Genomic DNA, 13,506 nt, shown 5'->3' with positions numbered 1-13,506 from the left:
GTGCGAATCTTCGACCCGCATATCCACATGACCTCACGCACGACCGACGACTACCAGCGCATGGCGGAGGCCGGTGTCCGTGCCGTCGTCGAACCGGCGTTCTGGCTGGGCCAGCCGCGGACCAATCCCGGCTCGTTCACCGACTACTTCGACTCGCTGGTCGGGTGGGAGCCGTTCCGGGCCGCCCAGTTCGGCATCCGTCACCACGCCACCATCGCGCTGAACCCCAAGGAGGCCAACGACCCGCGCTGCCGGCCGGTGCTCGACCTGATCCCGCGCTACCTGGACAAGGACTCGGTGGTGGCGGTCGGCGAGATCGGGTACGACGCGATGACGCCGGAGGAGGACGAGGCGTTCACCGCGCAGCTGGCGCTGGCCGTCGAGTACGAGCTGCCGGCGCTGGTGCACACCCCGCACCGGGACAAGGCGCGGGGCGTGACACGGACTCTCGGCGTGGTGCGCGACAGCGGCATCGACCCGGGCCGGGTGGTGATCGACCATCTGAACGAGGTGACCGTCGGCGACGTGCACGACTCCGGCTGCTGGATGGGTTTCTCGATCTACCCGGACACCAAGATGTCGCCGCCGCGGATGGTGGAGATTTTGCGTACGCACGGCCTGGACCGGATGCTGGTGAACTCGGCCGCCGACTGGGGCCGTTCGGATCCGCTGCTGACGAGGCGTACCGGTGAGGCGATGCTGGCGGCCGGTTTCGGCGACGACGACGTGGACCGGGTGCTGTGGCGTAATCCGGTGGAGTTCTTCGCCCAGTCCGGCCGTCTGGACCTGAGCGGGAAGGCCGGCACGGGGCCGCTGTTCGAGGGCAGTTCCATCCTGCGAGGGGGCAGCTGATGCGGGTACGCCGCCCGGACGGCCGGCAGGTCCATCTCGGCTACTGCACCAACGTGCACCCGGCCGAGGACCTGCCCGGCATCGTCGGCCAGCTCGGCACGTACGCCGTGGCGGTCCGGGAGCGGCTCGGCGCCGACGTGCTGGGCCTGGGCCTGTGGCTGGCCGCCCCGGTGGCCGCCGCGCTGGCCGGCGACCGCGACGCCCGGCGGCGGCTGCGCCGGGAGCTGGACGTGCGCGGCCTGGAGGTGGTCACCCTCAACGGTTTTCCGTACCAGGCGTTCCAGGCGCCGGTGGTCAAGCACGCCGTCTACCGGCCGGACTGGACCACCCCGGAACGCCTGGACTACACGCTGGACCTGGCCCGGATCCTGGTCGACCTGCTGCCCGGTGACGCCGAGCGGGGCTCGGTGTCGACGCTGCCGCTGGCCTGGCGCGAGCCGTGGCCGCGGGCCCGGCGGGACGCGGCCCGGCACATGCTCGACCGGCTCGCCCACGGTCTCACCGAGATCGCCTGGGAGACCGGCCGGCCGGTACGGGTGGCGTTCGAACCCGAGCCCGGCTGTGTCGCCGAGACCACCGCCCAGGCCGTCGGCATGCTGGCCGGCGCGGACACCGACCGGCTCGGCGTCTGCCTCGACCTGGCGCACCTGGCGTGCGCGTGGGAGGACCCGGCGGAGGCGGTGAAACGGCTGGCCACGGCCGGGATCCCGGTGGTGAAGGTGCAGGTGTCGGCGGCGCTGGAGGTCGCCGACCCGGTTGCCGCCCGGGCGGTGCTGCAGCGCTACGCCGAGCCCCGGTTCCTGCACCAGACCCGGACCGCCGGCGGGCACGGCTACGACGACCTGGACATCGCGCTGGCCGAGAATCCGGCCGGGCCGTGGCGGGTGCATTTCCACGTGCCGGTGCACACCCCGCCGGAGCCGCCGCTGACGGCCACCACGGACGTGCTGCGGCAGGCGCTCGCGGTCGTGGACTGCGACCACTTCGATGTGGAGACCTACACCTGGGACGTCCTGCCGGCCGGGCGGCGGCCCACCTCGCCCGCGGAACTGGCCGATGGCATCGCCGGTGAACTCGCCTGGACCCGCGACCAGCTGACCGGAGCGCACGGATGACGAAACTCGTGGTCCTCGACGTGGTGGGGCTGACCCCGCGCCTGCTCGAACACATGCCCCGGCTGCGGGCGATCGGCCCCGCCGCCCGGCTCGACCCGGTGCTCCCGGCCGTCACCTGCAGCGTGCAGGCCACCCTGCTGACCGGCCGGACCCCGGCCGGGCACGGGATCGTCGGCAACGGCTGGTACTTCCGCGATCTGGGTGAGGTGCTGCTGTGGCGCCAGCATCACGCCCTGATCGGCGGGGAGAGGGTGTGGCAGGCCGCCCGCAAGCGGTCGCCCGGCTACACGGTCGCCAACATCTGCTGGTGGTACGCCATGGGCGCGGACGTCGACTGGACGGTCACCCCACGGCCGGTCTACCACGCCGACGGGCGCAAGGAACCCGACTGCTACACCGACCCGCCCGAGCTGCACGACGAGCTGACCGCGAAACTGGGCACGTTCCCGCTGTTCACCTACTGGGGGCCGGGCGCGGGCCTGGCGTCGTCGCGGTGGATCTGCCGGGCCGCCGAGCACGTGATGGCCGCCCACGACCCGGACCTGACCCTGGTGTACGTGCCGCACCTCGACTACGACCTGCAACGGTACGGGCCCGGCGACCCGCGTGCGGCGGCCGCCGCTGCCGAGCTGGACGGGGTGCTCGGGCCGCTGCTGGACGCCGCGGCGGCGCGCGGGGCGACGATCGTGGCGCTGTCGGAGTACGGGATCACCCCGGTCGACCGGCCGGTGGACGTCAACCGGCTGCTGCGGGAGAAGGGCCTGCTGCGGGTCTACACGCAGGCCGGCATGGAGTATCTGGACCCGTGGACGTCGCGGGCGTTCGCCGTCGCCGACCATCAGATCGCCCACGTGTACGTGCGTGACCCGGACGACGTGCCGGCGGTCGCGGCGCTGCTGGAGGGTCTGCCCGGGGTGGCCGAGGTCCGTGACGGGCTCGGTCACGCCCGCTCCGGGGAGCTGGTGCTGGTCGCCGAGCCGGACGCGTGGTTCACCTACTACTACTGGCTCGACGACGCCCGTGCCCCGGATTTCGCGCGGCTGGTCGACATCCACCGCAAGCCCGGCTACGACCCGGCCGAGTTGTTCTTCGATCCGGCCGGTCCGGCCGCCGCGAAGCGGCGGGCCGCCGTCGCGCTGGGCCGCAAGAAGCTCGGTATGCGGTATCTGATGCGGGTGGTCGGTCTGGACGCCGGAGCCGGGGCGGTACGCGGCTCGCACGGCCGCCTGCCGGACAGTGCCGCCGACTCCCCGGTCCTGCTGTGCTCGGATCCGGCCGGGGCGGTCGGCCGGATCGCCGCGACCGAGGTGAAGAGCCTGCTGTTGCGCCTGGCCGAGGGACAGGGGAGGGGACTTTGACTTTGCGGGCCCGGTTCGACGCACGGCTCGCCGACTTCCTCGCCGGGCAGGGCCCGCAGTGGCCGGAGGGGACGCCGCGGGGACTGTTCAGCACGCTGCAACGGTTCCTGCTGTCCGGGGGCAAGCGGCTGCGGCCGAAGTTCTGCTACTGGGGCTGGCACGGCGCGGGCGGTGAGGACGGTCCGGGCATCGTCACGGCGGCCGCGGCGTTGGAGATCTTCCACGCGTTCGCGCTGATCCACGACGACATCATGGACGGCAGCGAGCGGCGCCGTGGTGAGCCGTCGGTGCACGCGTTCTTCGCCGATCTGCACACCCGGTCGTCGTGGCGCGGCGACGCGGCCCGGTACGGGCGCAACACCGCGCTGCTGTGCGGTGACCTGTGCGCGGCGTGGGCGGATCAGATGTTCCTGGGCTGCGGGTTGGACGACGAGCAGCTGAGCCGGGGTTACGCGGTCTTCTGCGCGATGCGTACCGAGGTGATCGCGGGCCAGTATCTCGATCTGGTGTCCGGGGTCGGTGACGGGTCGACGGCCAGTGCGCTGACCGTGATCCGGCTCAAGTCGGCCCGGTACACGGTGACCCGGCCGCTGCAGATCGGCGCGGCTCTGGCCGGCGCCGGGGACGGCCTGCTGGAGTCGTTCGCCGCGTTCGGTGACCCGCTCGGCGACGCCTTCCAGTTGCGTGACGACGTGCTCGGCGTGTTCGGTGATCCGGCGGTGACCGGCAAGCCGGTGCTCGACGATCTGCGCGAGGGCAAGCGCACGGTGTTGATGGCGCTGGCCCGTGAGGCCGCCGACCATCGGCAGGTGGCCCGGATCCGGGCGTTGCTGGGCCGCCCGGATCTGGACGAGGAGGGCGCGGCCGAGTTGCGCCGGATCATCGTCGACACCGGCGCCCTGGACGGTGTCGAGCGGCTGATCAAGCTGCGGGTGGAGTCGGCGCTGGCGGCGCTGGCCGGGTCGGGGATCCCGGCGGAGGTGGCGGCCCGCCTGACGGCGCTGGCGCACGAGACGATTGACCGTCAGCGTTGAAAAGTTCCGTACGTAGTGACAAAAGTCGATGGGTTCTTTACTGTTCCCGGCAAGGTAGTCGGCGGCGCGACCACCCATTCCTCCAGCTCCGAAGGATGGAACAGGTATGCCCGAAACGTCTTGCCGCCGATGGTGGACCGCCGGTTTCGCCGCCGTTCTGGTGCTCGCGACCGGCCAGGCCCCCGCCCGGGCGCACCCCGTCGACCCGGCCGGCTTCCAGCAGGTCACCCTCGCCAAGGGGGAACCCGAGGTCGGCGAACCGATGAGCCTCGCGGTGCTGCCGGACCGGTCCGTGCTGCACACCGCCCGTAACGGCACGCTGCGCCGCACCGACGCGGCCGGCAACACCGCCGTCGTCGGCAACCTCGCCGTCTACACCCACGACGAGGAGGGACTGCAGGGTGTCGGCGCCGACCCCGGCTTCGCCACGAACCGGTTCATCTACCTCTACTACGCGCCGCCGCTGAGCACCCCGTCCGGGGACGCGCCGGACACCGGCGGCGACTTCTCCGCCTGGAACGGCGTCAACCGGCTCTCCCGGTTCACCCTCACCGCGGACTGGAAGCTCAGCGCCGAGAAGACGATCCTCGACGTGCCCGCCACCCGCGGCATCTGCTGCCACGTCGGCGGGGACATCGACTTCGACGCGGCCGGCAACCTCTACCTGTCCACCGGCGACGACAGCAACCCGTTCCAGTCCGGCGGCTACACGCCGATCGACGAGCGCGCCGACCGCAACCCGGCCTTCGACGCCCAGCGGACCGCGGCCAACACCAACGACCTGCGCGGCAAGATCCTGCGCATCAAGGTCGACGCGGACGGCACGTACACGTCGCCGGCCGGGAACATGTTCGCGCCGGGCACGGCCGGAACCCGCCCGGAGATCTACGCGATGGGCTTCCGAAACCCGTTCCGGATGAGTGTCGACAAGGCCACCGGCGTGGTCTACGTCGGCGACTACGGCCCGGACGCCGGATCGTCGTCGGCACGCGGCCCGAGCGGCCAGGTGGAGTTCAACCGGGTCACCGGGCCCGGCAACCACGGCTGGCCGTACTGCACCGGCACCAACACCACCGCCGAGACGTACGCCGACCACAACTTCGCCACCGGAGCGACCGGGGCCAGGTACGACTGCGCGGGCGGGCCGGTCAACAACTCGCCGCGCAACACCGGCCTGGGCACGCTGCCGCCGGCCAAGGCCTCCTGGATCCGGTACGGCGGGGACGCCGGCACCCCGCCGGAGTTCGGCGGCGGCTCCGAGTCGCCGATGGGCGGCCCGGTCTACCGCTACAACGCCGCCAACCCGTCCACCACGAAGTTCCCGCAGTCGCTGGACGGGCACTTCTTCGCCGCCGAGTTCGGCCGCGGCTGGATCAAGCCGATCCACGTCGGCGCCGACGGCTCGGCCGGCGAGATCTCGGCGTTCACCTGGAACGGCAAACAGGTGATGGACCTCGCGTTCGGGCCGGACGGCGCGCTCTACGTGCTCGACTACGGCACCGGCTACTTCAGCGGCGACGAGAACTCGGCGCTGTACCGCTACGACCACGTGGGCGGCGGCAACCGGGCGCCGACCGCGGTGGCCGGCGCCGACAGGACCTCCGGCCAGGCGCCGCTGACCGTCCAGTTCTCGTCGGCCGGCTCCACCGACCCCGACGGCGGAGCGCTCACCTACCGGTGGGACTTCGGCGACGGCGGCAGTTCCACGGCGGCCGGCCCGTCGCACACGTTCACCGGCGACGGCGTCTTCGACGTGAGGCTCACCGTCACCGACCCGCAGGGCGCCACCGGCACCGACAGCGTGCAGATCGGCGTCGGCAACACCGCGCCGACCGTGCGGATCACCGCGCCCGGCGACGGGCAGGTGTTCTCCTTCGGCGACGCGATCCCGTACTCGGTGACCGTCACCGACCCGGAGGACGCCACGATCGACTGCGCGAAGGTCAAGATGACCTACGTGCTCGGCCACGACCAGCACGGGCACCAGATCACCTCGAAGACCGGCTGCACCGGCACGCTCACCATCCCGGTCGACGGCGAGCACGACACCGCGGCGAACATCTTCGCCGTCTTCGACGCCGAGTACACCGACGCCGGGGGCCTGACCACGCACGCCCAGCACACCCTGCAACCCGCGCACCGGCAGGCCGAGCACTACAAGAGCTCGGCCGGGGTCGCCCCGATGAACAAGCCGGAGGCGGAGGGCGGCAGGACCGTCGGCGACATCCACAACGGGGACTGGATCGCGTTCCAGCCGTACCGGCTCGGCAACGTGTCCCGGTTCAGCGCCCGGGTCTCGTCGGCCGGGGTGGGCGGCACGATCCAGGTGCGGGCCGGCTCGGCCACCGGAACCGTGCTCGGCTCGGCCACCGTGCCGGTGACCGGCGGCTGGAACGTCTTCACCGACGTCAGCGGGGCGATCACCAACCCGCCGGCGGGCGCCACGACGCTGTACCTGACCTTCGGCGGCGGCGCCGGCGCGCTCTTCGACGTCGACGCGTTCACGCTGGCCACCGCCCGCACCGGCCCGGTCACCGGCTTCGCCGGCAAGTGCCTGGACGTCAACGGCGGCGCCACCGCCGACGGCACCAGGATCCAGCTGTGGACGTGCAACGGCTCCGCCGCCCAGGTGTGGGCGGTCAACGGGCAGGTGTGGCGCAATCCGCAGTCGGGCAAGTGCCTCGACGTGGCCGGCGGCGCCACCGCCAACGGCACCAAGGTCCAGCTGTGGACGTGCAACGGCACGGCCGCCCAGAACTGGACCGCGCAGGCCGACAAGACGCTCCGGAACCCGGCGTCCGGCCGGTGCCTGGATGTCTCCGAGGCCAAACCGAACGACGGGCAGCAGATCCACATCTGGGACTGCCTCGGCGCCGCCAACCAGCAGTGGAACCTGCCCTGATCCTCCCGTCCGCCGGTCCCGGCAGCGTCCGCCGGGACCGGCACCCCCTCTGTGAGGAGATCCCCGTGCGCAGACGCTCCCGAACAACGCTCGCCGTGGCCGCGGCCGCACTGACCACGCTGGCCTGCACCACCGCGGCCACCCCCGCCGCCGCCGCCGACCCCGCCTACGACGTGCTGGTCTTCTCCAAGACCGCCGGATTCCGGCACGACTCCATCGCCGCCGGTGTCCAGGCGATCCGTGATCTCGGCGCCGCGAACAACTTCACCGTCACCGCCACCGAGGACGCCGCGGCGTTCACCGGCGCCAACCTGGCCCGCTTCGAGACGGTCGTCTTCCTCAACACCACCGGCGACGTCCTCGACGCCGGCCAGCAGAGCGCCTTCGAGGCGTACGTGCGGGGCGGCGGCGGGTACACCGGCGTGCACGCGGCCGCCGACACCGAGTACGACTGGCCGTTCTACGGCCAGCTCGTCGGCGCCTATTTCGCCTCGCATCCGGCGGTCCAGCAGGCGACCGTCAAGGTGGAGGACCGGGCACACGCGGCCACCGCCCACCTGCCGCAGACCTGGCCGCGCACCGACGAGTGGTACGACTACCGCACCAACGCCCGCGACACCGCGCACGTGCTGGCCACCCTGGACGAGGCGTCGTATTCCGGGGGCCGGATGGGCGCCGACCACCCGCACGCCTGGTGCAAGACCGTCGACGCGGGCCGGTCGTTCTACACCGGCGGCGGGCACACGCAGTCGGCGTACAGTGAACCGGCGTTCCGGGCGCACCTGCTCGGCGGCCTCCGTTACACGGCCCGGCGCACGCACGCCGACTGCCGTCCGGAGACCGGCTACACGGCGCTCTACAACGGCTCCACCGCCGGCTGGTCGCAGGCCGGGCCGGGCGCTTTCACCAGCACCGACGCCACGCTGACGTCGACCGGCGGCATGGGCCTGTACTGGTACTCGGCCAAGCAGTTCACGAATTACTCGCTCAAGCTCGACTGGCGGCTCGCCGGGGACGACAACACCGGTGTCTTCGTCGGGTTCCCGCCGTCGAGTGACCCGTGGTCGGCGGTGAACAACGGCTACGAGATCCAGATCGACGCCACCGACGCGGCCGACCGCACCACCGGCGCGGTCTACGGGTTCAAAGCCGCCGACATCGCGGCCCGTGACGCAGGCCTCAACCCGCCGGGGGAGTGGAACACCTACGAGATCCGGGTCGAGGGCGAGCGGCTGCAGCTCTTCCTCAACAGCGTCAAGATCAACGACTACACCAACACCGATCCGGTACGGTCACTGGCCGGCCACATCGGCATCCAGAACCACGGGGACGGCGACGAGGCGTCCTTCCGCAACATCCGGGTCAAGGAGCTGGGCGGCGGCACCGGTGGCGCCGGGCCGGTCGTCGGGCTGGCCGGCAAGTGCCTGGACGTGAGCAACGGCGGCTCGGCCGACGGCACCAAGATCCAGCTGTGGGCGTGCAACGGCAGCGGCGCGCAGAACTGGCAGGTCAGCGGCCAGGTGTGGCGCAACCCGCAGTCCGGCAAGTGCCTCGACGTGGCCGGCGGCGGCACTGCCAACGGCACCCGGGCGCAACTGTGGACGTGCAACGGCACCGGCGCGCAGAACTGGGTGGCGCAGGCCGACGGCACGGTCCGCAACCCGCAGTCGGGCCGGTGCCTGGACGTGTCGCAGAACAGTTCCGCCGACGGCCAGCAGATCCACATCTGGGACTGTCACACCGGTGCGAACCAGCGGTGGCGTCTTCCCTAGACGTCCGGGCGCTACTAGGGTGGGTTGCGGCGACCGTGGACACAGCGGTGCCCGGGACGGGAGGCGCAACCCACCCCGGCATCCCCGCCGCACCTGCCCGCTCGCCCTTTTTCTCCGGCTCCTCGCGCCGGGCATCGAATCCCTTTTCGAGACACTGCTGCGAGGAAGTGAGACCATGGCGCGACCGATCACCCTGTTCACCGGCCAGTGGGCCGACCTGCCGTTCGACGAGGTGTGCCGGCTGGCCTCCGGCTGGGGTTACGACGGTCTGGAGATCGCCTGCTGGGGCGATCACTTCGAGGTCGACAAGGCGCTCGCCGACGACGGCTACATCGACCGCAAACGCGAGACGCTGGCCAAACACAATCTGCGGGTGTTCGCGATCTCGAATCATCTGGTGGGGCAGGCGGTCTGCGACCATCCGATCGACGAGCGGCACCGCGACATCCTGCCGGCCCGGATCTGGGGCGACGGCGAACCCGAGGGGGTACGCCGGAGGGCGGCCGAGGAGATCAAGGACACCGCCCGTGCGGCCGCGAAGCTCGGTGTACGTACCGTCGTGGGTTTCACCGGGTCGTCGATCTGGCACACGCTGGCCATGTTCCCGCCGGTCCCGCCGTCGATGATCGAGCGGGGTTACGCCGACTTCGCCGACCGGTGGAACCCGATCCTCGACGTGTTCGACTCCGTCGGCGTCCGGTTCGCGCACGAGGTGCATCCCAGCGAGATCGCGTACGACTACTGGACCACCAGGCGCACCCTGGAGGCGATCGGGCACCGTCCCGCGTTCGGCCTCAACTGGGATCCGTCGCACTTCGTCTGGCAGGAGCTGGACCCGGTCAACTTCATCTTCGACTTCGCCGACCGCATCTACCACGTCGACTGCAAGGACGCGAAGGTGCGCACCGGCGACGGCCGGCGGGGGCGGCTCAGCTCCCACCTGCCGTGGGCGGACATGCGGCGTGGCTGGGACTTCGTCTCCACCGGTCACGGTGACGTGCCGTGGGAGGACTGCTTCCGGGCGCTGAACGCGATCGGCTACGACGGCCCGATCTCGATCGAGTGGGAGGACGCCGGCATGGACCGGCTCGTCGGCGCCCCGGAGGCTCTCCAGTTCGTGCGCGGGCTGGCGTTCGACGCTCCGTCGGCGGCGTTCGACGCGGCCTTCTCCTCCAGTCAGTAGCCCTTTTCCCTGGTCGCGGTCCGGCCGGGCGCTGGTGCGCGCCCGGTCCGGTCCACCGTGCGCTTTCGTTTGCGCGTACGAAAGTTAGATTGATTCATGCAGATGTTTTTCTAGTGACGAGCGTGAATACGCGGTAACGTGCGATACGGAAACCGCTCTGCACGAAAGTTGCCGCTTGCGGGCGCATGTCCTCGCTGCCCGCGGGCCATCCGTGTTCACTGCCGTAACCGGAGGCATCACCATGCACGAGTCACCATCCCGTCCTACCGCCCTCAGCCGCCGCCATCTGCTCGGCGCCGCGGCCGCCGGGGCCGCCGCCGTCGGAACGTCCACCGCGATCGGGTCACCCGCCGCCGCGGGCGGCGGCTCCCCGCACCGGGTGCCGCGCGACCAGATCAGCGTGCAGCTCTACACGCTGCGCAACCAGCTCGCCATCGACCTCGAGGGCAGCCTCGCCGAACTCGCCGAGATCGGCTACACCCGCGTCGAGCACGCCGGCTTCGTCGGCCGCACCGCCGCCCAGTTCCGGGCCGCCCTCGACAACGCCGGCCTGCGCGCCACCTCCGGCCACGCCGGCATCCCGCAGCCGTGGAACGCCGAAACCTGGAAACGGGCCCTCGACGACGCCGCCATCGTCGGCAACAAATACATCGTGCACCCGTACTTCGGCACCGGGCCCACCGGGCCGATCCGCGACGCCGCCGTCTACCGGGCCTTCGCCGCCGACCTCAACAAGGCCGGCGAACTCGCCCGCCGCGCCGGACTCAGCTTCGGCTACCACAACCACCACAACGAGTTCCTGCGCCAGACCGGCACCGAGACCACCGGCTTCGACATCCTCACCCGGGAGACCGACCCCCGCCTGGTGCACCTCGAGGTCGACATCTACTGGGCGTGGCGCGGCGCCGCCGACCCGGTCGACCTGATCGAGAAGAACCGCCGCCGCATCAAGCAGGTCCACGTCAAGGACATGAGCGTCAGCAGCGGGTTCGCCGACCCCGGCGACGGCCTGATCGACTTCGAGCGGGTCTTCCGCCGCGCCCACGAGGCGGGACTGATCGAATACATCGTCGAACGCGACGACGCCGGCAGCCCACCACGCACCCCCGAGCAGGCGCTCGACACCGCGCGTGTCGGCTACCAGTACCTCACCGGGCTGAGGTACTGACATGCGGAGGCTGTTCACCGGCGCGGCCGCGATCCTGCTCGTCACCACCCTGGTCTCCGGACTCGGCAGCCCCGCCCAGGCGGCCGCCCCGCCGCCGGACACCGACTTCCAGAAGGTCACCCTCAACGACTACCCGGGCGAACCGATGGCCCTCGCCGTCCTGCCCGACAAACGCGTCCTGCACACCGCCCGCCGCGGCCAGGTGCGCATCCACGAACCCAGGACCGGCCGCAACGTCCTCGCCGCCACGATCCCGGTCTACCAGCACGACGAGGAGGGCGTGCAGGGCATCGCCGTCGACCCCGGCTTCAGCCGCAACCGCTGGGTGTACGTCTACTACTCCCCGGTGCTGAACACCCCCGTCGACGACCCGGCCACCCCGACCGTCAACGAGGGCAACGCCCCCGAGAACGGGACCGCCGCCGACTTCGCGCCCTTCAAGGGACACCTGCAACTGTCCCGGTTCAAGCTGCGCGGCAACACCCTCGACCTGGCGAGCGAACAGAAGATCCTCCAGGTGCCGGTCGACCGGGGCATCTGCTGCCACGTCGGCGGCAAGATCGACTTCGACCGGCACGGCAACCTCTACCTGTCCACCGGCGACGACACCAACCCGTTCGCCTCCAGCGGCTACACCCCGATCGACGAGCGGCCCGACCGCAACCCGGCGTTCGACGCCCAGCGCAGCTCCGCCAACACCAACGACCTGCGGGGCAAGGTTCTGCGGATCACCGTGAAACCCAACGGCGGCTACACGGTCCCGCGCGGCAACCTGTTCAAGCCGGGCACCCCGAAGACCCGCCCGGAGATCTACGCCATGGGTCTGCGCAACCCGTTCCGCTTCGACGTCGACGAGAAGACCGGCGTCATCTACCTGGCCGACTACTCGCCCGACGCCCGCAACGCCGACCCGGCCCGCGGGCCCGCCGGCCACGGCCGCTGGATGGCCATCGACAAACCCGCCAACTACGGCTGGCCCTACTGCGTCGCGCCCGACATGCCGTACGTCGACTACGACTTCGCCACCAGCACCTCCCGGGCGCCGTTCAACTGCGCCCAGCCGGTCAACGAGTCACCCAACAACACCGGGCTGCGCAACCTGCCGAGCGTGGAGAAGGCGGAGGTCGTCTACACGTACACGGCCAGCACCCAGTTCCCCGAACTGGGCACCGGTGGCATCGGCCCGATGGGCGGACCCGCCTACCAGTACGACCGGCGCAACGACTCGCCCACCCGCTGGCCGGCCCACTTCGACGGCAAGCCGCTGTTCTACGAATGGACCCGCGACTACGTCAAGGCGTTCACCCTCGACCGCGCCAACCAGGTCGCCGCCGTCGAAGCGGTCCTGCCGACGATCGTCTTCGACAACCCGATGGACCTCGAATTCGGTCCCGACGGCGCCCTCTACGTCCTCGAGTACGGCGACGGCTTCTTCGCCGAGAACCCCGAGGCGCAGCTGGCCCGCATCGACTACGCGCCGAAGAACAAGACCCCGATCGTGAAGATCAACGCGGAGCCGACCGTCGGCTCGGCGCCGTTCACCGTCAACTTCACCAGCGCCGGCACCGTCGACCCGGACGGCGACGCGCTGCGCTACGCCTGGGACTTCGACGCCGACGGCGACGTCGACTCCCGGCATCCGCACCCGGCGTACACGTACACCGAGAACGGCGACTACCGGGCCACCCTGAAAGTCACCGACTCCACCGGGCGATCCGCCTCCGCCGAGTTCCTGCTGCACGTCGGGCCGGTCGCACCGACCGTCTCGTTCGTGACACCCACCGAGGACCAGCCGTTCGAGTTCGGCGACACCGTCACCTTCCAGGTGAACGTCGTCGACGACCAGCCGGTCGACTGCGCGAACGTCGAGGTGTCCTACATCCTCGGCCACGACGAGCACGGGCACCCGCTGTCCACCACGTCCGGCTGCACCGGATCCATCACCACGTTCATCGACCCCGGTCACGCCGGAGCCGAGGGCCTGGTGGCCGTCTTCGTCGCCGAATACACCGACGCCGACGGGCAGACCGGCTCCGCCGAGGTGGTCCTCACACCCACCGAACCCTGACCGCCGCGGCCGGGCGGGGGGCGGGGCGGGCGGCCGCGGGGGGGGGGGCAACAC

9 protein-coding genes are annotated in these 13,506 nt (G+C 71.2%); all 9 read left to right on the top strand.

Annotation, left to right across the window (positions count from 1 at the left end; genetic code table 11):
• Positions 1-852 carry a TatD family hydrolase gene (locus tag AB0I88_RS00045; RefSeq protein WP_361016434.1) on the top strand — a complete coding sequence of 284 codons (852 nt, stop codon included), beginning with the start codon at positions 1-3 and terminating at the stop codon, positions 850-852.
• The gene (gene eboE / locus AB0I88_RS00040) at positions 852-1,967 is read left to right on the top strand and encodes a metabolite traffic protein EboE (RefSeq protein ID WP_361016431.1); all 1,116 of its coding nucleotides are present in this window, start codon (positions 852-854) and stop codon (positions 1,965-1,967) included. Before AB0I88_RS00045 ends, eboE begins: the two co-directional genes overlap by 1 nt.
• Complete coding sequence (locus AB0I88_RS00035) at positions 1,964-3,325, top strand: nucleotide pyrophosphatase/phosphodiesterase family protein (protein WP_361016428.1); 1,362 nt, start codon at positions 1,964-1,966, stop codon at positions 3,323-3,325. Before eboE ends, AB0I88_RS00035 begins: the two co-directional genes overlap by 4 nt.
• Positions 3,322-4,359 carry a polyprenyl synthetase family protein gene (locus AB0I88_RS00030; RefSeq protein WP_361016426.1) on the top strand — a complete coding sequence of 346 codons (1,038 nt, stop codon included), beginning with the start codon at positions 3,322-3,324 and terminating at the stop codon, positions 4,357-4,359. Before AB0I88_RS00035 ends, AB0I88_RS00030 begins: the two co-directional genes overlap by 4 nt.
• A 106-nt stretch (positions 4,360-4,465) precedes the next feature.
• Positions 4,466-7,261, top strand: coding sequence for a PQQ-dependent sugar dehydrogenase (locus AB0I88_RS00025; protein WP_361016423.1), 2,796 nt, complete (start codon positions 4,466-4,468; stop codon positions 7,259-7,261).
• 65 nt (positions 7,262-7,326) lie between these two features.
• On the top strand, positions 7,327-9,033 hold the full coding sequence (locus AB0I88_RS00020) for a ThuA domain-containing protein (RefSeq protein ID WP_361016419.1): 1,707 nt from the start codon (positions 7,327-7,329) through the stop codon (positions 9,031-9,033).
• Positions 9,034-9,208: 175 nt separating this feature from the next.
• The gene (locus tag AB0I88_RS00015) at positions 9,209-10,216 is read left to right on the top strand and encodes a sugar phosphate isomerase/epimerase family protein (protein WP_361016416.1); all 1,008 of its coding nucleotides are present in this window, start codon (positions 9,209-9,211) and stop codon (positions 10,214-10,216) included.
• A 241-nt stretch (positions 10,217-10,457) separates the two neighbouring features.
• The gene (locus AB0I88_RS00010) at positions 10,458-11,384 is read left to right on the top strand and encodes a sugar phosphate isomerase/epimerase (protein WP_361016413.1); all 927 of its coding nucleotides are present in this window, start codon (positions 10,458-10,460) and stop codon (positions 11,382-11,384) included.
• Position 11,385: 1 nt separating this feature from the next.
• Positions 11,386-13,452 carry a PQQ-dependent sugar dehydrogenase gene (locus AB0I88_RS00005; RefSeq protein WP_361016410.1) on the top strand — a complete coding sequence of 689 codons (2,067 nt, stop codon included), beginning with the start codon at positions 11,386-11,388 and terminating at the stop codon, positions 13,450-13,452.
• Positions 13,453-13,506: the final 54 nt, after the last annotated feature.

The sequence above is a fragment of the Actinoplanes sp. NPDC049802 genome (assembly GCF_040656595.1).
Taxonomy (GTDB): Bacteria; Actinomycetota; Actinomycetes; order Mycobacteriales; family Micromonosporaceae; genus Actinoplanes.
The sequence above is the reverse complement of the archived record's forward strand: the minus strand, read 5'-3'. Positions and strand labels throughout refer to the sequence as shown.

Bases quoted from the DNA above. Each gene is read 5' to 3' on its own strand.
- eboE (WP_361016431.1), top strand. From the start codon at position 852: ATGCGGGTACGCCGCCCGGACGGCCGGCAGGTCCATCTCGGCTACTGC.
- AB0I88_RS00035 (WP_361016428.1), top strand. From the start codon at position 1,964: ATGACGAAACTCGTGGTCCTCGACGTGGTGGGGCTGACCCCGCGCCTG.
- AB0I88_RS00025 (WP_361016423.1), top strand. From the start codon at position 4,466: ATGCCCGAAACGTCTTGCCGCCGATGGTGGACCGCCGGTTTCGCCGCC.
- AB0I88_RS00015 (WP_361016416.1), top strand. From the start codon at position 9,209: ATGGCGCGACCGATCACCCTGTTCACCGGCCAGTGGGCCGACCTGCCG.
- AB0I88_RS00010 (WP_361016413.1), top strand. From the start codon at position 10,458: ATGCACGAGTCACCATCCCGTCCTACCGCCCTCAGCCGCCGCCATCTG.
- AB0I88_RS00005 (WP_361016410.1), top strand. From the start codon at position 11,386: ATGCGGAGGCTGTTCACCGGCGCGGCCGCGATCCTGCTCGTCACCACC.